The following is a 19584-nucleotide window of genomic DNA, read 5'->3' as shown; positions in this document are numbered from 1 at the left end:
CAAGGGTGCGCCTACGGTTCCCGGCCCATACCGCACCTGCACCCTCCCCCACCGTGCCGGCACCCGTTCGTGCCGTGTCACCAAGAGCCCTTGGAGTGCCCGGATGCGCCGTACTGCCACACCCTTCTCGCTGGTCATACTGGGTCTGGGCGTGTTCCTGCTCGTCCTGGCCCCGCTGCTCGCCTGGTACGTCGAACCACGAGCCCAGCGCACTCCCATCGACACCGACCAGACGACCGTCTTCACCGGTACGGGCAGTTATTTCGACACCGACGAGATCGAGACCGTCCGCGACAAGAAGATCACCATCACCCGGCAGGTCCGCGGGGACGTCGCCGAGAGCGAGAAGAGCGGGCGGGCGGTCTGGGACGTGTCCACGTCCGTCGACACGAACAAGTCGCTGCCCGCGGCCGACCCGCACGACTCGCTCCAGTGGACCATGGAGCGCTGGGTGACCGACCGCAAGACGAACAAGCCGGTCCACTGCTGCGAGGAGAAGCCGTACTTCGAGGGCGAGGCGTACCTCAAGTTCCCCTTCGACGTGCAGAAACGCTCGTACATCTGGTGGGACAACACCCTCGGCTCGACCGTCACGCTGAAGTACCGGGGTACGAAGCGGATCCAGGGGTACGAGGGACTTCGGTTCACCGGCACCGTGCCCGCCACCAAGACCGGCACCCGGCTCGTGCCGGGCACCCTCGTGGGCGTGGAGGACGCCGGTCAGGTGCTGGCCGAGGAGTGGTACTCCAACCACGGCGTCGAGCTGGTCGCCGACCAGCGCACGGGCCGGATCATCTACGCGGCGATCGGGCCCCGCAAGACGCTCAGGGCGCCCGGGAGCGAGAAGGACGCCGTCGTACTGCTCGACAGCAAGCGGATCGCGTTCACCCCCGAGACCCAGAAGCAGCAGGTGGACCTCGCCGACACGGACAGTGGTCTGCTGCGCGCGGTGGGACGCACGGTGCCACTGGGGACGGGAATTGTCGGCTTCGTCCTGGCCGTGGTGGGTGCCGTTTTGGTGGCACGAGGGCGTCCGCATCCCGATACGTCCGAGAGCTCCCAGCAATCGCTCACGATGTGATGAGACGTCAGCTCCACAAAGCCCCGAAATTGTCACTTCGGTGAGTAGCCGCATCGGTCCTGCGGGCGAAAACTGTCCACCCCACCCGAACACAGCCCACCCACACCCCCATCACAGCAGGCCCCGTCCACCCCCACGGAACACGCCCCACGGAAGTCCCCGCAGAAGCCCCCACAGAAGTCCCGGCAGAACGGTTCCACCGATCGGTTCCACCCATCCGTACGGATCCACACCGCGGGAAATTCAGGGTTCCCGCACCGAACGCACCGGCCCACGCAGGAACACCGGAACGCACCGGAACACCGAGCAGTACCGACCCCCCACGCCCCACGCTGGTTCCGCACCCCGAGACGAGTTGGAGCACCCATGCCCCAGCACGTGCCTTCGTCGTTGCGCGCCGCCTTCCCCCGCTCCGCGCAGCGACACCCGGCGCTCCCCCCACAGCCGCGCCGAATCGTTTTCCTCGCCCGCCGTGACTACGGCAACGACGCAGCGGGCGGCTCCGAACTCCTCGTCGACAGACTCGCCGAGGGCCTGACCCACCTCGGCCACCAGGTCACCCTGCTGTGCGGCGGCCCCGCCGCGTACCGCGACTACCGTGTCGTGTCGGCGGGCGGCGACCTCGGCCACTATCTGCGCGCCAGATCGGCGTTCCAGCGCCAGGTCGGCGACTGCGACCTGCTCGTCGAGGTCTGCAACGGCATGCCGTACCTGGCACCGCTGTGGCACCGCGGACCGACCCTGTGTCTGGTCAACCACGTGCACACCGACCTGTGGCGGATGCGGTTCGGCGGACCGCTGGCGCCCGCCGCCCGGCTCGGACGAAGACTCGAACACTGGGCACTGGCGGGCGGACAGCGGGGCGGTCTGCTGGTCGCCGTCTCCCCGTCGACGGCACACGCGCTGCGTGCGATCGGGGTCGAGCGCGACCGTATCCGGGTCGTGCACAACGGTGTGGAGGAGCCGGGCGCACCGGCCGAACGCTCACCGGAACCGCTGTTCCTGGCCGTGGGACGGCTCGTCGAGTACAAGCGGATCGATCTGCTGCTGCGCCTGTGGGAACGGGTCCGCCCGGTCACCGGCGGCCGGCTGGTGATCGTCGGCGACGGACCCGAGCGGGAGCGGCTCCAGCAACTCGCCGGTCCCGGGGTCGAGTTCACCGGTCATGTCTCCGAGGCGGAGAAACACCGGCTGCTCTGTGCCGCCTGGCTCCTGGTGCATCCCTCCGCCGTGGAGGGCTGGGGTCTGGTGGTGACCGAGGCGGCGGCCCGCGAGACACCCGCGATCGCCTTCGACGTGCCCGGCCTGCGCGACTCGATCGTGGACGGCGAGACGGGGCTGCTGGCCCGCGGGGAGTCCTCGTTCGCCGCGGCCTGGTGCACCCTCGCCCTGTCCACCCACCGTCGCACCCTCATGGGCAAGGCGGCCGGTGATCGCGCCGCCCAGTACCGCTGGCACCGGACCGTACGCCAGTTCAGAGCCGTGGCGACGGAGGCGGTGAGGGGCTGGACGCCATGATCCCCCGGCGGAGGACACCCCGACAGCGGCCCGCGCGGCACAGGAGCGCGGGCCCGGGGCCCGGCACGGGCCTGCGGGACCCCTCGCTGCGCCGCTCCCTCGCCCTCTTCCGCGCCTTCCGCCACGAGCAGGACGACCCCGAGGGCTGCTACTCGCTGCTCGCCCGGGACGCCGCCGACCAGGTGGAGGCGTACGACGGTCCGGTGAAGGGCCGGACCGTCGTGGACGTGGGCGGCGGGGGCGGCTATTTCACCGAGGAGTTCCGCAAGCGGGGCGCGCACGGCTATCTCTTCGAGCCGGACATGCGCGAGCTGGGCCCGAAGCCGCCCGAGGGGTCGGTCGTCGCAGACGGGTATCTGCTGCCGCTCGCGGACGGCGTCGCCGACGTCTGCTTCTCCTCCAACGTCCTTGAGCACGTCGCCGACCCGCAGACCTTCCTCAGCGAGATGGTCCGCGTCACCCGGCCCGGCGGGCTGATCTACGTGTCGTTCACCAACTGGCTGTCCCCCTGGGGCGGTCACGAGTGGGCGCCCTGGCACTACCTGGGCGCCGACCGGGCCCGCGCCCGCTACCGGCGCCGTACGGGCCGGCCCGCCAAGCACACCCTCGGCGAGAACCTCTTCGCCGTGCACATCGGACCCACCCTGCGGCAGGTGCGCGCCCGCGACGACGTCACGGTCGTCTCGGCGCGCTCCCGCTACTGGCCGTTCCTCGCCCAGGCCGTCGCCAGGGCGCCGGGACTGCGCGAATTCGCCACCTGGAACCTCCTCCTCATCCTCCGGCGGTGTCCATGACCAGCACGGTCCAGGCCCCTCCCCCGGCGACGACCCGCCCGCTCGCCCCGGACCCGGACCCCGCGCAGGGGCCCCGGTCGAGGCGGTGGCTGCTGGGGTTCTGGGCCGTGGTCCTCGTGCTGTTCCTGGCCGTGCACCCGGGCCGGCAGACCTTCGACACGAAGCTCGGTGTCGCGCTCGACCCGGGGCGGTTCCTGTCGGACCTGGGCCAGTTGTGGCACGACCAGGGCGGTTTCGGCGGTATTGCGGACCAGTACGTCGGCTACGCCTTCCCGATGCTGCCCTACTACTGGCTGACCGACGTGATCGGCCTGCCGGTGTGGCTGGCCGAGCGGCTGTGGATGTCGCTCGTCGTCGCGGTCGCCTTCTGGGGCGCGCTGCGCCTCGCGGAGCGGCTGGGCATCGGCAGTTCCGCCTCCCGGCTGCTGGGCGCGGTGGTGTACGCGCTGTGGCCGGTGTTCACGATCGTCGTCGGCTCGACCTCGGCCGCGGCCCTGCCCGGGGCCTTCCTGCCGTGGGTGCTGCTGCCGCTCACGAACGACCGTCACAGCGCCCGGGTGGCCGCCCTGCGCTCGGCGCTGTTCATCCCCTTCATGGGCGGTGTCAACGCGGCCTCGACCCTGGCCTCCCTGCTGCCGGTGGGTCTGTATCTCCTGTCCCGCCCGCGCGGTCCACGGCAGCGCAAGCTGATCACCTGGTGGGTGCCGGGGGTGCTCCTGGCGACGGCCTGGTGGGTCGTCCCGCTCCTGCTGCTGGGCGTCTACGGGGAGAACTTCCTTCCGTACGTGGAGAGTTCGCAGACCACGACGGACACCATGTCGGCGACGGAGTCCCTGCGGGGCGCCGGCAACTGGGTCGCCTATCTACACTTCAACGAGGCCTGGCTACCCGCGGGCTGGACCGTGACGGCCTCGGCGGTCGCCGTCGTCTCCTCGGCGCTGGCGGCCGGACTGGGCCTCGCCGGACTCGCCCGGCGTGACATACCCGAGCGGCGCTGGCTGGTGCTGACGGTGATGTCGGCCGCGCTCATCACCCTGGCCGGCTACGGCGGTTCGTTCGGGGCGCCCTTCCACGGGGTGGTGCAGGACTGGCTGGACGGCGGGCTGGCCCCCTTCCGCAACATCTACAAGTTCCAGACGGGACTCGCCCTCGCGCTGGTCCTCGGACTGGCCCACCTGGTCGGGGTCGCCTCCCGGAGCCGGGGCGCCCGTCCCGTCCGCGGCCGGCGGTACGCGCCACTGGTCGCGGCGGTCCTCGTCCTCCCCGGTCTCGCCTGGCCCTATCTCAACGGGTCGATCCTGCAGCCCGGTTCGTTCCAGGAGCTGCCCAAGTACTGGAAGTCCACGGCCACCTGGCTGGAGAAGTTCTCGCCGGACTCCCGCGCCCTCGTCGTACCCGCCACCGCGCACGGCATCTTCACCTGGGGCTCCACCATCGACCAGCCCCTCGACGTGCTCGCCGAGTCCCGCTGGGCGCAGCGGGACTACGTGCCGTTCGGCACCGCGGGCAACCGGCGCGCGATGGACGCGGTCGAGCAGTCCCTGCAGACGGGCGGGCAAGTGCCGGGCCTGGCCGACTACTTGGGCCGCGCGGGCGTCCACTACGTCGTCGTACGCAACGATCTCGATCCGGACCAGCTCGGTTACGTGCCGACCACGACCGTGAAGCGGACGCTGGAGCAGTCGGGCTACCGGCGCCTGACCGGCTTCGGCCCGCTGATGACGGGCGGGCGCATCGCGGAGAACACCCCCATCCAGATCGAGGGGCTGTATCCGCGGCAGCGGGCCGTCGAGATCTACGAGCCGGCCGCCGACGTGCCCCGGCCGGGTCAGGCCGGGCTGAAGTCCGTCGCCGACACGGCCGTCGTGTCCGGCGGGCCCGAGGCGCTGCTGCCGCTGTCCGCGGACCCGGCGATGCGGGACCGGGCGAGCGTGCTGACCGGCGACAACCATCCCGGGCTCGGCGCCCCCGACCTCCAGGTGGTGGGCGACGGGCTGCGGCGCGCCGACACCCGGTTCGGCCTGGTCGGCGCCAACACCTCGTACACGTACACCCGCGACGAACGCAATCACTCCGGCAGCTACCAGGACGCCGGGGAGGAGCCGCACCAGATCCTGCCGACCGACGGGATCCGGCACCAGACGGTGGCCGAGCTGCGCGGGGCGCGCTCTGTGACCGCGTCGTCGAGCGGCAACTGGCTGTACTACCTGCCGCAGTACGACCCGGTGAACGCCTTCGACGGCAACCCGGACACGGCGTGGGCCGAGGGCGCGGTGGGCTCGGCGGACGGGCAGTGGCTGCGGATCGGCTTCACCGACGAGACGGAGGTCCCGGCGTCGATCCGGGTCACCCCGCTGCCGCAGGAGAGCGTGCGCTCGGCGCCGACGCGGGTGCGCGTGGAGACGGAACGGGGCTCGGAGACGAGCACGCTGCGGGCCGACGGTTCGCGTCAGCGCATCAAGTCCCCCGAGGGCCCGTCGAGTTGGCTGAAGATCACCGTCGTCGAGTCGACCGCCCGGCACTCCGGGCTGTCCGGCGCGGGCTTCTCCGAGATCAGCGTCCCGGACGTCCAGGTGACCCGCATGCTGCGACTCCCGGGGGATGCCGAGAGCACCGACGCGGCCGCCGAGACGGTCTCCCTGCACCGGGCCACCGACCCCGGCAGCTTCTCCCCGACGGGCACGGAGGTCGGGCTGCACCGCCGCTGGACCTCGGACGCGGCCGGTACGTACGAGGTGAAGGCCGGTGCGATCCCCGTACCCGGTGACGCGCTCGACGCGCTGCTGTACGACGTGGCGCCCGAGCAGAACGACCGGATCACCGCGACGGCCGGCTCGACGGCCCGCCTCGGCACCGGTCTCTCGCCGCGCAACCTCACCGACGGCGATCTGACCACCGCGTGGATCGCCGGCGACGACCCGACCGTCCGGCTGAGCTGGTCGGGCAAACAGCCGGTGGGCGAGATCGTCCTCGCTCCGGCCGGCGGTCTGTCCACCCGGCCCACCGAGGTGAACATCAGCTCCCCGGACGGCGCGGTCGTCGCCGGTGTCGACGAGAACGGCGTCGTCCGCTTCGACCCGATCACCACGGACCGGCTCGACATCACCATCACCGAGACGGCCCCGCTGACCGTCCACAACCCCCTCGCCGACGAGGACATGCAGCTTCCGGTCGGTCTGACCGAGGCGTACATCCCCGCCCTGGACGACCGGTACCGCACCCCGAAGGCCCTCTCCTCGCGCGCCTTCGAACTGCCCTGCGGGAAGGGCCCGACGCTCGCCGTGGACGACGAGCTGTACGAGACGAGCGCCAAGGGGACGGTCGGCGACCTCGTGGAGCGGCGGCCGGTCGAGCTGACGCTCTGCCAGGAGGGCCGCGCGGACGCCGACCTGTCGCTCGGATCCGGCTCCCACCGGGTCGAGGCGGGCGACGCCGGACCGCTGGCCGTCACCGATGTGACGCTGACCCGCGGCACGGTCACCGCGCCCACCGCGCTCAGCCGTGAACTGGGCATACGGGACTGGCTCGGCGACCGCCGCGAGGTCACCGTCGGCTCGGGCGCGGCCTCGTACCTGACGACGTACGAGAACTTCAACGACGGCTGGAAGGCCACCCTGAACGGCCGAGAACTCGACCCGGTACGCCTCGACGGCTGGCAGCAGGGCTGGCGGATCCCGGCGGGCGAGGGCGGCACGGTGAAGCTCTCGTACGAGCCGTCCACGGTGTACGAGGCCGGACTGATCGGCGGTGGCATCGGAGTCCTGGTGCTCGCCGGGCTCGTGCTGTTCCGGCGCCGCTCGCCCAACCCCGACGCGCCCTCGCCGGTGCCGCCCCCGCCCGGCCTGATCCTGGGCACGGTCGCGCTCACCCTGGTGGGGATCGTGATCGCCGGGTTCCTCGCACTGCTGGTGCCCCTGCTGGCGCTGCTCGCCCGGCGACGGCACGCGCTGCTCGTACCCCTCGCCTTCCTCGCGCTCGCGGGGGCCGGGATCGCCGCCGCGACCGGGGCCGGGGAGCCGGTCGCCGAGGGCTCCGGGGCGTTCGGCCGCACCGCCCAACTGCTGGCGCTGGTAAGCCTGTTCGCTGGCCTGGTGTCGGTCGGCGAGACCTCGTACGCCACGCGGGGCGGTGGTGGCCGGGGTGCCGGCCCCGGCGGTCCGGGCGTGAGTGCGCTGCCTCCGCCGCTCCCGGGGTCCGAGGCTCCGACCGCGCCCCTTCCGCAGCGGCAGCGGGGGGAGAACGCGGGCCCGGGAGCCACCGCCGCGACCTCCGCCCCACCGGGGACACGGGGGGCTCCGGAGGCTCCGGGAACTCCAGGGACTCCGGGAGCGCTGCCGCCGCCCTTCACGCCGTCGGGCCCGCCGCGGCCCGAGTCCGGGCCGACCGTGTCGGCCCGCGGGCCGGGGTACCCGCGGCCATCTGAGCCCGAGGGGCCGGGGGCGGCCCTGCCCGAGGACCGCCGGAAGAAGGGGGAGGGCGAACCCACATGACCGCGCTGGACCACTCCGCTCGCGACGGCACGAACGGCCCCGCGGGGCCGACCGCCCGCATCCCGTTCCCCGTGGTGGACGAGGTCGCCCGGCACTGCCTCCAGGAGGAGGAGCCGGAGACCGTCCACATCGAGGTCCATCTGCCGGGCCGCCTCGACCCGGACCGCCTGCGCAGGGCGTTCGCCGGGGCCCTGCACCGCCATCCCCGGATCCTGATGCGCGAGGCGGCCCGCCCCTGGTACGGACGGCGGTACGAGTGGGAGCTCACCCCCGACGCCGATGTGGAGGCCGTCCTGTTCCCGGCGCCGGACCGGGACGCGCTGAAACACGCCCGGGCCAGGGCGCTGCGCGACGCCCCGCCGCTCTCGGCCTCGCCGCCGATCCGGCTGGAGGTGGTCCGGGGTCAGGAGGCCGGCTCCGCCGACAGTACGGTCCTGTTCCTGACCATCAACCACACCGCCCTCGACGGTCCGGCCTGTCTGCGGGTCCTGGCGACCGCGGCGGAGCTGTACGGCGGCCGGGACAACTCCCCGGCGGCGCCCCCGACCCGCGGCACGACCGCCGAGGCGCCCCGCGCTCCCGACACCCCCTCCACCTGGGCGCCGCCCGCCCGGGTCGCGCACGGCACGCCGGAACCTCCCCAGCACCACGGAAACGGCATGCTCGTCGCCGAACTGAGCGTCCCCCACCGGCCCAAGGGCTCCCCGTACACCGTGAACGACCAGCTGATGGCCGCCACCGCCCTGATGATCGCCCACTGGAACCGGGAGCACGGGGCCCGGCCGCGCCCGCTGCGCATCACGATGCCGGTGGACGACCGCCCGCGCGGCACGGACATGCCGATCGGCAACGGCACCCGGCTGGTCGAGGTGCCCTTCGCGCCCGAGGAGCTGGACGCCTCCGACATGGCCGCGCTGCTGCGCCGCACGGCGGACCGCACCCGAGCGCTCAAGGCTCAGCCGCGTCCCCAACTGGGCCACGGAGCATCCCTGTTGACGGCTCCGGTGATGCCCGTCGCCTGGCGGGCCGCGTTCACCAGGGGGTTGCGGAGGGTCGCCGGGCCCTGGACGTCGACCACCCTGCTGAGCAACATCGGCCGCGTTCCGTACGCCCTCGACTTCGGCGAGGAGGCGGGGCGCGCGCACGCCGTGTGGTTCTCGGCGCCGGCCCGTATGCCGCGCGGGCTGACGGTGACGACGGCCTCCACGGCGGGCCGCATGCACGTGGCGCTCCGCTGGTCCCGCTCCCTGCTGAGCCACGGCGACGGCAGCCACCTCCGTGACCTCTTCGAGCACTACCTGCACGCGACGGAACACGCCGCACCACCACGCACGGGGAGCACCCCATGACCATGGCCCCGCCCCGCAGGCCGCCGCACGGACTGCGGGACTTCTACGAGGACCCGGCCGTCCCGGTCGCCTCCGGGGCGCCCCGCAGTCTGCGCCAGGCCCGGATGCTCGCCGCCGCGCTGGGCCCGGCCACCTCCGGCCCGCGCACGGTCCTGGACATCGGCTGCGGCGACGGCACCGCGGCCGCGACGGCCGCACCGCTCCTCGCCGGTCACCGCATCGTCGGCGTCGACTGGTCCCAGGACGCCCTCAGACGCGCCCACGCCCGGCTCCCGTACGCGGTACGCGGTGAACTCACCGACGGCGGGCTGCCGTTCAGGTCCGCCTGTGTCGACGCCGTCCTGTTCAGCGAGGTCGTGGAACACCTCGTCGACCCGGACTCGGCGCTCGACGAGATCCACCGGATCCTCCGCCCCGGAGGTCATCTCATGCTCTCCACCCCCAACCTGGCCGCCTGGTACAACCGCGCCCTGCTCCTCGCCGGTGTCCAGCCCGTCTTCTCCGAGGTGAGCCTGCGCGCGATCCACGGCCGCCCCGGCAGGGAGGTGGTGGGCCATCTGCGGCTCTGCACGGCCCGCGCGCTGCGGGAGTTCGTGACCGCGTCGGGCTTCGAGGTCGTACGGCTGCGGGGTGCGCCCTTCCACGGCGTGCCACGGCCGCTGCGCCCGCTGGACCGCCTCGCGTGCCGTGTCCCGTCGATGGCCTCGATCCTTCTCCTGCACGCGCGAAGGACGTAGACCATGTGGTGGGGAGTGGCCGCGGCCCTGCTGGCGAACGTGCTGTACAGCGCCGGATTCGTCCTGGAGAAACGGGCGCTCGCGGCACTGCCCGAGGTGAGTGTCCGCCGGCCCGCCCGCCTTCTGCGGCTGGTCCTCGGCAGCTGGCTGTGGATCGGCGGGTCCCTCGCCCTGGCGTCGGGCTTCGGCGCGCAGCTCGTCGTCTACAACACCCTGCCGATCGCCGCAGCGCAGGGCATCTTCGTCTCCGGTCTCGTCATCCTCGTCCTGCTCTCCTCGGTCCTGCTCGGCGAGGAGACCTCGGGCCGCGAGCGGTACGCGCTCGGAGCGATCCTGCTCGCCCTCCTCATGGTGGTGCTGTCTCTGAAGGAGGGCTCCGACACGGTCAGCCGCAGCGCCCCCGCCCCGCTGATCCTGCTGCTCTGCGTCCCGTCGCTCGCGCTGGGCGTCTGGCTGTACGGGTCCGCCGAGCGCCGCGCCCGCCACCGGCACCGCATGCCGACGACGGGCGTCGAGTACGGGGTGGCGGTGGGCCTGCTGTACGGGGTCAGTTCGCTGGCCATCAAGGGCGTCTCCAGTCATCTCACCGGGAGCGGCTTCGGAAGCGCGGTGCTCGGTCTGCTGCGCTCGCCGTACCCGTATCTCCTGCTCTTCACCGGGGTGTTCGGCCTGGTCATGTCGCAGGCGGCGCTGCAGCGCTGCCGGGCCTCGCTGATCGTGCCGGTCTGCACGACGGTGACCTGCCTGTTCACGGCGATCCTCGGCACGGTCGCGTTCGGGGAGGCGCTGCCCGAGGACCCGCTGCGGCTGGCGCTGCGGATCGGCGGCACGGCGCTGGCGGTCTCCGTACTCCTCGCGATGCCCAAGCACGATCCGCCGCCGGCACCTCGACCCTTATCCCCCACAAGGGAGTTGACCAGTCATGAACCCGGACGACCCGCTGCTGAAGATCCTGGCGTGCCCGCTGGACAAGGGGCCGCTGCATCTCCTCGGAAAGGAGCCGGAGCGGACGGAGGACAGGAAGGGCACTGACGGCGCCGAGAGCACCGGGAGCGCTGACGACGCTCTCTACAACCCCCGGCTGCGGCGCCGCTATCCGATCGTGGACGGCATCCCGCAGCTTCTTCCGTCCTCCGGCGAACAGGTGACGGACGACGAGCACGAGGATCTGCTGCTGCGGATCACCGGGGGCGGCGAGCCCCGGAAGCCGGGGTCGATGACGCCATGACCCTGGCAGCCCGGCTCGCCCCCTTCGTGCCGGTGCGGCTGGTCGCCGCCGCCGCCCGGTTCGTCTACCCCCGCTTCGAACCCGAGCTGGCCCGGCTCGGCGACCTCTGCCCGCCCGGCTGCGGAACCGCCGTGGACGTGGGCGGCTGGTACGGCCCCTGGACCCGCCGCCTGTCGGGCCGGGCCCGCCGCGTGGTGACGGTAGAACCGGTCCCGCACCTGGCCCGGCTGATCACCGCCGCGACCCCCGGGAACGTACAGGTGGTCCGCGCCGCCGCGAGCGACCGCTCCGGCACGGCCCGGCTGTGGCTGCCGCCCGGCGACCAGGGCGACCGGGGCGTCTCGTCCCTCGTCAGGCGTGACATCCACGCCCGCGCCCTCGACGTCCCCTGCCTCACCCTGGACAGCCTGAACCTCCGCGACGTCGGCTTCATCAAGATCGACGTGGACGGCAGCGAACTGGCGGTGCTGCGCGGGGCGGGCACCCTCCTCACCCGTGACCGCCCGGCCCTGTTCATCGAGCTGGAGGCCCGCATCCAGCCCATCGGCACGGTCGTCTCCCACCTCGCCGAGCGGGGGTACGAAGGCTGGGTACTGCCCGGCGACACCTGGCTTCCGCTGTCCTCCTTCGACCTGGAGGCCCACCAGGAGCGCGCCTCGCACGTGGTCTCCCAGGGCCTGCTGCGCCGCGTGCTGCCCTTCCGGGGCCCGGGATACGTCCGGTACGTGAACTCGGTGCTCTTCCTCCCGGACGGCCGGTGCCCGGGCGGGCGGCACGCGCGGAACGCACGGCAGGCGGACCCCGTACGGGACGATGGGAGGCATGCCTCCCGCCAAGCCGGCTAGCGCCGCCCCGTTCACCCCGCTCGACTTCCAGCTCGTCCTGCTGCGCCGCATGGCCGACCACAACCCGGACCTGGTGGAGGACGCCCGCCACACGCTGGGCGCCTCGGTCGCCGAGATGCGCGAGGCCAACCGGCGCTGGCAGGCGATGCGGCACGCGCCGCGCAGCCGGGGCGCGGTCTCGCGCTACCGCTCGATCCTCGGCGACGCGGAGTCGGTGACGCCCCGGCGGATCGGCGACCTGTCCTGCGAGGCGTTCCTGTGGCCGGTCCCCCTCTGGCCGGACCTGCGTTTCGAGGTGCTGGTGGCGCCGGGCGGCGTGGCCTGGAACGAGTGGCTGGTCCGCGCACCGGGCGCCCCCGCCCCGGAGTTGCGGTCGCTGGACGACCTGACGCCCTGGTCCTGCACGGTCGACGAGGCCGCCCGCGCCTTCGCGCCGGCCCGGCCGCTGGAGGGGTCGGCGCCGACGCGCTGGGGGCTGGCGTTCACGGCGCCGGAGGGGTCGGGCGACGCGAACGGCCCGGACGGCTCGGGTGACGCGAACGGTCCGGACGGCCCGGACGGGGTACGGCGGGACTGCGTGGCGGAGTTCACCTGGGGGCTGCTTCAGCGCGTGGCGGTCGGCGAGCGGCGCCCCTGACCCGTCCCGTCAGCCTGCGGCGGCCCTGACGATCGCCTCGGCGACGACCGGCACCGAGTCCTCGTGCAGGAAGAGGAAGAGATTGGGCTCGACGAGTTCCAGCTCCATGACACGGGGCGCCCCGTCGTCACCGTCCACCAGGTCCACGCGGGCGTAGAGCAGCTCCGGCGCGCCGGGCACGGCGGCCAGCGCCCGCTCGGCGACGGCTAGTTCGGCGGGGCCCGGCTCCCAGGTGCGCAGGTTCGGGTGCGGGACCTTCTTCTCGTCGAACGCGGTGCCGGGTTCGAGGACGGCACCCTTGCGGATGGCGTGCAGGAAACGCCCGCCGAAGAACTGGAGCGCCCTTTCCCCCGCGGTGTCGATGCTCCGCACGTACGGCTGCACGATCGCGGTCAGCCCCTCGGCGTGCATGCGCTCCAGCTGCCGTACGGCGGTGTCGTGGTCCTCGGGCGTGTAGCGGGCCGCGTACCGGGCGCCGGCCCCCGAGGTCGGCTTGACGACGTACTCGCGGTCCCCGGGCAGGTCGGCCGGGTCGCCCGGAGCGAGGTAGCGGGTGTCGACGACGGGCACCGCGGCGGCGGCCAGGTCGCCCAGGTACCGCTTGTCGGCGTTCCACCGCACGACCTCCGGCGGGTTGGCCAGCCTCGTCACGGCCCCGCACCGGTCGGCCCACGCCAGGAACTCGGCGGCCCGCCAGCTGTAGTCCCAGGTGGAGCGGATCAGGACGAGGTCGAAGCCGCCCCAGTCGACGTCCGGGTCGTCCCAGCACACGACGGCGGTGTCCGCCCCCGCCCGCCGCACCGCGTCCGCGAGGACGGGCAGGTCACGGTCGTACCCGGTCTCCCGGACCTCCTGGCAGGTGACCAGTGCGATACGGGGAGTGGTGCGTGCCACGTCGGGCTCCTCAAGGGGTGGTCGGCTCCGGTCATACCGGTCGCAGGTTAACAACCGCCCGGGAACCGGCCGAGGAACCGAATCGGGGCCCTTGACCTTCACCTTCGGTGAGACCACAGCATCGGTGGTGGAACAGGAGGATCGCCATGTCGATGACGACGATGATGACGATCGGGGCCTTCTCGAAGGCATGCCGGCTGTCACCGAAGGCACTTCGGCTGTACGACGAGCTGGAGTTGCTGCGCCCCGCGCGGGTGGACCCGGAGACGGGCTACCGCTACTACGCGCCCGAGCAGTTGGAGCAGGCGCGCCTGGTGGTGTGGCTGCGCCGGCTGGGCATGCCGCTGGCCGGGATCCGCAGGGTCGGGGCCCTCGAACCGACGGCTGCCGCGCGGGAGATCCGCGCGTTCTGGTCGCGTGTCGAGGCGGAGACGGCGGCCCGTCGCGACCTGGCGTCCTTCCTCGTGGACCACCTCACGAGACCCCTCACGGGGCCTCTCGCCGAATCCCCCGCGGGCATGTCCCCGGGCAAGGAGACCACCATGACCATGCTGGAACTGCGCTACTCCGCTCTCTCCGACACCGGCCGGGTCCGCCCCGCCAACCAGGACACGGCGTACGCGGGCACGCGCGTCCTGGCCGTCGCGGACGGCTTCGGATCCGGGGGCGCGCCCGCGAGCGGCGCCGCCGTCGAGGCCCTGAAGTTCCTCGACGACGAGCCGCTCCCCGCCGGCGGTGTCCTCAACCTCCTGGAGGACGCGGTCCAGGGCGCCACGGAGGCGGTCCGGGAGGTGGCGGGCCCGACGGACCCGGAGTCCGGCACGACCCTCACCGCGATGGTGTGGACGGGCTCCCGACTGGCCCTGGTCCACATCGGCGACTCCCGCGCCTATCTCCTCCGCGACGGCGAACTGTTCCGGATCACCCACGACCACACGGTGGTCCAGTCGATGCTCGACGAGGGCCGCCTGACCCCGGAGGAGGCCGCGGTCCACCCGCAGCGCACCCTGCTCCTGAAGGCGCTGACGGGCGGCGGCCCGGCCTCCGCCCCCGCCCCGGCTCCGGATGTGCGCCTGCACGACGCCCGCGCCGGCGACCGCTACCTGTTGTGCTCGGACGGCCTGCCCACGGTCGTGCCGGAGGACACCATCAAGGAGACGCTCACGGCGTCCTCCACCCCGGCCGACGCGGCACGGACCCTGATCGCCACGACGCACGCCTCCGGCGCCCCGGACAACGTGAGTTGCGTGGTGGCGGACGTGGTGGAGGCGGCGTAGCCCCGCGCTTTCCCCGCACACACGGCCTGTGAATGAGCGTCAAACGTTTCGAACATTATTGAAATGATTGACGCTGCCGGACGCCTCGGTAAATGTTTCCACGGACAGGCGTGGAAACATTTACCGAACGGGCATTGCCGAACGGGCATTACCGAACTGGCATTACCGAACGGGCATGGCCGGACGGGTTGTCACACAGAAACGGGGGAGAATCTCGTGACCGATTGGATACTGGCATTCGACGCCGACTGCCGATTCTGCGAAGAAGTGGTGGCTCGGGTTCGTGGGTCCGCCGACGGCACATTGACCACCGCGGGTCTCACCGAACCCCGTATTCGTGACCTGCGCACGCGCGCCCTCGGGGAAGGGGCCGTATGGGCCCCGACCCTGCTGGCGGTCGACGGCGACCGGGTACGGGCCTGGACCGGAACCGCGCTGTCCCTCCGCCTGGCGCGGCTGCTGGGGCCGTCGGACTCGCTGCGGGTGGTGCGTGCGCTGCGGGACCTCGACGCGCTGCGGCCCCCGAGCCGTCGGGGCATCCTCAAGGCCGTGCCGGGGCTGGCCCTGGGAACGTTCCTGGTCACCGGCGGCCTGGCGACCTCGCCCGCGCAGGCCGTGACCCGCGCCAGGGGCAGCAAGGCGTCCCGATGGGTGAGGGCCAACCGCGACCGGCTGCCCTCCGGCTACGCCGAGTTCGCCTCCTACCCCGCGGACTACCGGCGCGCCGTCTACGGCGCGCTGTCCGCCCCGGCCCGGAGCGATCTGTGGGTGGCGCACTTCGCGAACCACCGGAAGACACACCCCGGTCTGTCGGCCGAGCAGTCCGCCGTCCTGGACGACGCGACACGGCTGGCACCGCAGATCATCGCGGGGCGACGCCAGGCAGCGGCCGCCGAAGAGCTGCGGACGGCGGCCGTGGAGGCGTTCGGTGAGAGCGGGGCGCGGGCGATCCTCATGACGCTGGGCCCCGCCGACACCCAGGGCGCGGCGCCTCGCGGCGGTCAGGGCATCCAGGTCATGGACTGCAATTCCCAGTGCGGGGGGACCGGGAGCTGCAACATGAAGTGCTACTCCCATCCGTACTGGTGCAACTGGACCGATTTCGGCTGCGGTCCCCTGTGGCTGGGACCGTGCAGCGGGGTCTGCGCCCCCTGAGGCCACCCGCGCGGGGGGTCCCGCTCTGCCCTCGCGTCTCGTACGCGTCTCGTATGAGCGGCCCGCCCCCTCTCCGGCGCTGTCCCGGACAGAGCCCGGACAAGGTATCCGACCATGCCGGACAGGAATTCTGCTGTCCGGGACAGGAATTCACTGTTGCTCCGCCCGACGCTCACCGGTGAGGCTTCCGTTGGCCCAGCCGGTCGAGGGACATTGCGTTCGCCGTTCCACGTTTTCGCCGTGCCGGCAGACGCGCGCAAAACTCTCGACCGGATCGTCTGGACCGATCAGGTCATGAGAATCAACGGACCAAGGAGTCAGCCATGCATATCCGCAATCTCCTCGGAGGCGTCGGAATCGGAGCCGCGCTCATACTCGGGACAACCGCGTTCCCCGCCGCTGCCGCCGCGCCGGCAGCGGTGCCGCCGGCCGCCGCGTCCACGGCGGCGGAGCCCAGCGCGGTCCCGCTCTACTGGGTCAACACGGGCGAGACCTTCAACCGGCTCGCCCCCTGCGACACACGTGGTTCGTGGTACTGGGACAACTACTCGAACGTCTACAGCTGGGACTGCCGCTGGAGCGGAAGCACCTACAAGCTGTGGCTCCAGAAGGGCTGAGCACGCTCCGGAAGCCCTTCTGATCCGCGTCTGATCCGCGTCTGATCCGCTTTCGGAGGCGGTTCGGGGCATCCTTGCGTCTCCTACGGGCCGCAGGGATGCCCCGGCTCCAACCCGTCGGGGCACATCACGTCACATCACGTCACGATGTCGGCCCGCGAAGCCGGTTCCGCGCGGGCCCTCAGGAGACCCCCGGCAGGCGTCGCGGCTCAAGCCGCTCCTCCCGGGCCGTGTCGCCGTCCCGCGTCACGATGTAGGCCCCCTTGCCACCGATCTCGGTCACCGCCTCGACCAGTTCCGTACCCCGGTAGACCAGACCCACCCCGTCGTCGGTGCAGTGGGTGGTGGGCAGGGTGCCGTTCGCCACGAGGTCGTGCACCAGCGGGCGGCGGCCCGGATCGGAGTCGTAGTGGACGCCGTTCCCGTAGGGCAGGAAGCCCAGCGCGTTGGTCACGGGCTGCAGTTCGGGGCCGAAGGAGTCCGTCGTACCGCCCTCGAACCAGCAGATCGACCCCGCGCTGACCCCGCTGAGGACGACACCCGCGCGCCAGGCCTGCCGGAGGATGCCGTCGAGGCCGTGCACCCGCCAGACCGCGAGGAGATTGGCCACCGAACCGCCCATCACCCACACCACGTCCTGCTCCAGGACGGTGCCTTCGATGTCGTCGAGGTTGGGCCTCGGGAAGAGGTGGAGAGGAACGAGGTCGAACCCCGCCACGCGGGCGGCCTCGGTCGTCAGGGCCCCGGCTGCTCGCCCTCCTCGGGGTCCCAGTCCAGCAGCCGTACCCGCGCCACCGTCTGGACGTGCCTGCGCATCGCGGCGGCGGCCCGCCCCGGCTGCTGGGCCACGATCGCGTCGAAGATCGCGCGGTGCTGGGTGAGGGAACGGGTGGGGCGGCCCGGCTGGCGCAGCGACTCGTGGCGGCTCTCGGTGATCTGGTCGGCGATGGAGCGCATGAACTCGGCGAGGATGCCGCTGTGTCCGGCGGCCGTGACCGCCGCGTGGAAGAGCCGGTCGCCCTCCACCCCGTGTTCCCCCGCCGTGATCTCGGCCCGCATGTGCGCGAGGGCCGAGTCCATGGCGGCCACGTCCTCGTCGGTGCGGCGCTCGGCGGCCAGTTCGGCGAGTTTGGTCTCCAGGGCCTCGCGGGCGTCCAGCACGTCGGGCAACCGGCGCCTGCGGTCGACGAGTCGCTCCACCGGTTCGGCGTCGAGGGTGTCGCCGACCAGATAGGTGCCGCCGCCGTGGCGGACCTCCACCAGTCCCTGGACCTCCAGGACGACTATGGCCTGCTTCACGGAGGCGCGGCTGACGCCGAGCCTGGCCGCGAGGTCGCGTTCGGGCGGCAGCCGGTCGCCGGCACCGAGGCCGCCCTCGGCGGCGTAACTGCGCAGCCGGTCGAGGACCTGCTCGTACAGGCGCGGTTTGGACCCCATGGGTCGCAGTGCGTCGGTCATGTCCGGTCTTCCCCCTTACCTCTCGATCTGGTGGATGAGTGGCTGAGCCAATTTACGTCATCTCTCTTGACGCTCTCCACCACGGCCACCCAATGTGGTTCAGCCACTTGGCCACTCAGCCACTTGACCGGTCGTGCCGCTCGGCCTGTCTCCCCCACTCGACAAGGGACCCAAAGACGGGAGCCCGTATGTCCGCCGAACTGATATCGATCCTCGTGCTCGTCGTGGTGTTCGTCATCGCCACCACCCGCTCCATCAACATGGGCGCCCTCGCCTTCGCCGCCGCCTTCGGAGTCGGCGAACTCGTCGCGGACCTCGACGCCGACAAGATCTTCGCCGGCTTCCCCGGTGACCTCTTCGTCGTACTCGTCGGTGTGACGTACCTGTTCGCCATCGCCCGCGCCAACGGCACGACCGACTGGCTGGTGCACGCCTCGATCCGGCTCGTGCGCGGGCGGGTCGTGCTGATCCCGTGGGTGATGTTCGTGCTGACCGGCGTGCTCACCGCGATCGGCGCGGTCAGCCCGGCCGCGGTCGCCATCGTGGCGCCGATCGCCCTGAGTTTCGCCGCCAGGTACTCCATCAGCCCGCTGCTGATGGGCGCGATGGTCGTGCACGGCGCCCAGGGCGGCGGCTTCTCCCCCATCAGCATCTACGGGTCGATCGTCAACGGGATCGTCGAGCGCGAGGGCCTCCCCGGCAACGAGATCGCCCTCTTCCTCGCGTCGCTCATCGTCAACCTCGTGATCGCCGCCATCGTGTTCGTGCTGTTCGGAGGGCTGAAGCTGAGCCGCGCCGAGCAGGACACCGGGGACGGCACCGGCACCGGGGCGGACGACGGGGCCCGCGAGAGCACCGAGGCCGCCGAGGACACCGACGACGCCTCCCGTCTCAACCCCGCCCGTATCGCCACCCTCGCCGCTCTCGTCGCCCTCGTCGTCGCCGTGCTCGCCTTCGACCTCGACGCGGGACTCACCTCCATCACCCTCGCCGTGCTGCTCAGCACCTTCTGGGCCGAGGACAGCCGCAACGCCGTCAGCCAGATCGCCTGGCCGACGGTCCTGCTGATCTGCGGTGTGCTGACGTACGTCGGGGTCCTCGACGAGATGGGCACCATCGACTGGGCCGGCGAGGGCGTCAGCGACATCGGCGTCCCGCTGCTCTCCGCCGTGCTGCTCTGCTACATCGGCGCGCTGGTCTCCGCGTTCGCCTCCTCGGTCGGCATCATGGGGGCACTGATCCCGCTGGCGGTGCCCTTCCTGGCGCAGGGCGAGATCGGGGCGATCGGCATGGTCGCGGCCCTCGCCGTCTCGGCGACCGTGGTGGACGTCAGCCCGTTCTCGACGAACGGGGCCCTGGTCCTCGCCGCGGCACCCGGTGTCGACCGCGAGCGTTTCTTCCGGCAGCTGATGATGTACGGAGGGATCGTGGTGGCCGTGGTCCCCGCCGTGGTGTGGCTCGCGCTGGTGGTACCCGACTGGGGGTGACACCGGCACGCCCCGTC

The 19584-nt window shown here is 72.2% G+C and carries 16 protein-coding genes and 1 pseudogene; 14 read left to right on the top strand and 3 right to left on the bottom strand.

The annotated features are described in order from the left end of the window. The first annotated feature begins 103 nt into the window (after positions 1-103). From OHS59_RS30495 to OHS59_RS30450, 10 genes are all read left to right on the top strand, one after another. A complete protein-coding gene (locus tag OHS59_RS30495) occupies positions 104-1081 on the top strand; it encodes a DUF3068 domain-containing protein (RefSeq protein WP_328496552.1) in 978 nt (325 codons plus the stop codon). Between the two features lie 366 nt (positions 1082-1447). Beyond that, positions 1448-2599 (top strand): glycosyltransferase family 4 protein, encoded by a 1152-nt coding sequence (locus tag OHS59_RS30490; RefSeq protein WP_328496551.1) that lies wholly within the window; start codon positions 1448-1450, stop codon positions 2597-2599. Further along, positions 2596-3393, top strand: a complete 798-nt coding sequence (locus OHS59_RS30485; protein WP_443061525.1) for a class I SAM-dependent methyltransferase — start codon at positions 2596-2598, stop codon at positions 3391-3393. The genes OHS59_RS30490 and OHS59_RS30485 overlap by 4 nt, the downstream gene beginning before the upstream one ends. Then, entirely contained in the window at positions 3390-7883 is a 4494-nt protein-coding gene (locus OHS59_RS30480) for an alpha-(1->3)-arabinofuranosyltransferase (RefSeq protein WP_328499418.1), read from the top strand. The genes OHS59_RS30485 and OHS59_RS30480 overlap by 4 nt, the downstream gene beginning before the upstream one ends. Further along, positions 7880-9232, top strand: coding sequence for a condensation protein (locus tag OHS59_RS30475; protein WP_328496550.1), 1353 nt, complete (start codon positions 7880-7882; stop codon positions 9230-9232). Before OHS59_RS30480 ends, OHS59_RS30475 begins: the two co-directional genes overlap by 4 nt. Then, on the top strand, positions 9229-9969 hold the full coding sequence (locus tag OHS59_RS30470) for a class I SAM-dependent methyltransferase (protein ID WP_328496549.1): 741 nt from the start codon (positions 9229-9231) through the stop codon (positions 9967-9969). Before OHS59_RS30475 ends, OHS59_RS30470 begins: the two co-directional genes overlap by 4 nt. Before the next feature lie 3 nt (positions 9970-9972). Further along, the gene (locus OHS59_RS30465; RefSeq protein ID WP_328496548.1) at positions 9973-11001 is read left to right on the top strand and encodes a hypothetical protein; all 1029 of its coding nucleotides are present in this window, start codon (positions 9973-9975) and stop codon (positions 10999-11001) included. Continuing rightward, a complete protein-coding gene (locus OHS59_RS30460) occupies positions 10892-11197 on the top strand; it encodes a Trm112 family protein (RefSeq protein WP_328496547.1) in 306 nt (101 codons plus the stop codon). Before OHS59_RS30465 ends, OHS59_RS30460 begins: the two co-directional genes overlap by 110 nt. Further along, complete coding sequence (locus tag OHS59_RS30455) at positions 11194-12042, top strand: FkbM family methyltransferase (RefSeq protein WP_328496546.1); 849 nt, start codon at positions 11194-11196, stop codon at positions 12040-12042. The genes OHS59_RS30460 and OHS59_RS30455 overlap by 4 nt, the downstream gene beginning before the upstream one ends. Next, on the top strand, positions 12020-12679 hold the full coding sequence (locus OHS59_RS30450; protein WP_328496545.1) for a hypothetical protein: 660 nt from the start codon (positions 12020-12022) through the stop codon (positions 12677-12679). Before OHS59_RS30455 ends, OHS59_RS30450 begins: the two co-directional genes overlap by 23 nt. Before the next feature lie 9 nt (positions 12680-12688). On the opposite strand, the gene OHS59_RS30445 is transcribed toward OHS59_RS30450, so the two are convergent. Continuing rightward, positions 12689-13573 (bottom strand): ATP-grasp domain-containing protein, encoded by an 885-nt coding sequence (locus tag OHS59_RS30445; protein ID WP_328496544.1) that lies wholly within the window; start codon positions 13571-13573, stop codon positions 12689-12691. 146 nt (positions 13574-13719) lie between these two features. Between OHS59_RS30445 and OHS59_RS30440 the strand changes: the two genes are divergently transcribed. The 3 genes from OHS59_RS30440 (at position 13720) to OHS59_RS30430 (ending at position 16622) form a co-directional block, all read left to right on the top strand. Continuing rightward, the gene (locus OHS59_RS30440; protein ID WP_328496543.1) at positions 13720-14850 is read left to right on the top strand and encodes a MerR family transcriptional regulator; all 1131 of its coding nucleotides are present in this window, start codon (positions 13720-13722) and stop codon (positions 14848-14850) included. A 216-nt stretch (positions 14851-15066) separates the two neighbouring features. Beyond that, positions 15067-16005: a bacteriocin fulvocin C-related protein gene (locus tag OHS59_RS30435; protein WP_328496542.1), complete on the top strand. Its 939-nt coding sequence runs from the start codon at positions 15067-15069 to the stop codon at positions 16003-16005. Between the two features lie 323 nt (positions 16006-16328). Further along, the gene (locus OHS59_RS30430) at positions 16329-16622 is read left to right on the top strand and encodes a hypothetical protein (protein WP_328496541.1); all 294 of its coding nucleotides are present in this window, start codon (positions 16329-16331) and stop codon (positions 16620-16622) included. A 181-nt stretch (positions 16623-16803) separates the two neighbouring features. Here OHS59_RS30430 and OHS59_RS30425 read toward each other — a convergent pair. Beyond that, positions 16804-17364 (bottom strand): annotated as a pseudogene (locus OHS59_RS30425) (Type 1 glutamine amidotransferase-like domain-containing protein); the annotation flags it as partial. Continuing rightward, positions 17358-18080, bottom strand: coding sequence for a FadR/GntR family transcriptional regulator (locus OHS59_RS30420; protein WP_328496540.1), 723 nt, complete (start codon positions 18078-18080; stop codon positions 17358-17360). The gene OHS59_RS30420 and the pseudogene OHS59_RS30425, both read right to left, overlap by 7 nt. A gap of 188 nt (positions 18081-18268) precedes the next feature. Between OHS59_RS30420 and OHS59_RS30415 the strand changes: the two genes are divergently transcribed. Next, complete coding sequence (locus OHS59_RS30415) at positions 18269-19567, top strand: SLC13 family permease (RefSeq protein ID WP_328496539.1); 1299 nt, start codon at positions 18269-18271, stop codon at positions 19565-19567. The last annotated feature ends 17 nt before the right edge of the window (positions 19568-19584 follow it).

Source organism: Streptomyces sp. NBC_00414, assembly GCF_036038375.1.
Taxonomy (GTDB): domain Bacteria; phylum Actinomycetota; class Actinomycetes; order Streptomycetales; family Streptomycetaceae; genus Streptomyces.
The sequence above is the reverse complement of the archived record's forward strand: the minus strand, read 5'-3'. Positions and strand labels throughout refer to the sequence as shown.

Coding starts and splice junctions, on each gene's coding strand:
- OHS59_RS30455 (WP_328496546.1), top strand. CDS start 11,194: ATGACCCTGGCAGCCCGGCTCGCCCCCTTCGTGCCGGTGCGGCTGGTC.
- OHS59_RS30460 (WP_328496547.1), top strand. CDS start 10,892: ATGAACCCGGACGACCCGCTGCTGAAGATCCTGGCGTGCCCGCTGGAC.
- OHS59_RS30485 (WP_443061525.1), top strand. CDS start 2,596: ATGATCCCCCGGCGGAGGACACCCCGACAGCGGCCCGCGCGGCACAGG.
- OHS59_RS30430 (WP_328496541.1), top strand. CDS start 16,329: ATGCATATCCGCAATCTCCTCGGAGGCGTCGGAATCGGAGCCGCGCTC.
- OHS59_RS30495 (WP_328496552.1), top strand. CDS start 104: ATGCGCCGTACTGCCACACCCTTCTCGCTGGTCATACTGGGTCTGGGC.
- OHS59_RS30470 (WP_328496549.1), top strand. CDS start 9,229: ATGACCATGGCCCCGCCCCGCAGGCCGCCGCACGGACTGCGGGACTTC.
- OHS59_RS30475 (WP_328496550.1), top strand. CDS start 7,880: ATGACCGCGCTGGACCACTCCGCTCGCGACGGCACGAACGGCCCCGCG.
- OHS59_RS30490 (WP_328496551.1), top strand. CDS start 1,448: ATGCCCCAGCACGTGCCTTCGTCGTTGCGCGCCGCCTTCCCCCGCTCC.
- OHS59_RS30440 (WP_328496543.1), top strand. CDS start 13,720: ATGTCGATGACGACGATGATGACGATCGGGGCCTTCTCGAAGGCATGC.
- OHS59_RS30415 (WP_328496539.1), top strand. CDS start 18,269: ATGTCCGCCGAACTGATATCGATCCTCGTGCTCGTCGTGGTGTTCGTC.
- OHS59_RS30420 (WP_328496540.1), bottom strand. CDS start 18,080: ATGACCGACGCACTGCGACCCATGGGGTCCAAACCGCGCCTGTACGAG.
- OHS59_RS30480 (WP_328499418.1), top strand. CDS start 3,390: ATGACCAGCACGGTCCAGGCCCCTCCCCCGGCGACGACCCGCCCGCTC.
- OHS59_RS30450 (WP_328496545.1), top strand. CDS start 12,020: ATGCCTCCCGCCAAGCCGGCTAGCGCCGCCCCGTTCACCCCGCTCGAC.
- OHS59_RS30465 (WP_328496548.1), top strand. CDS start 9,973: ATGTGGTGGGGAGTGGCCGCGGCCCTGCTGGCGAACGTGCTGTACAGC.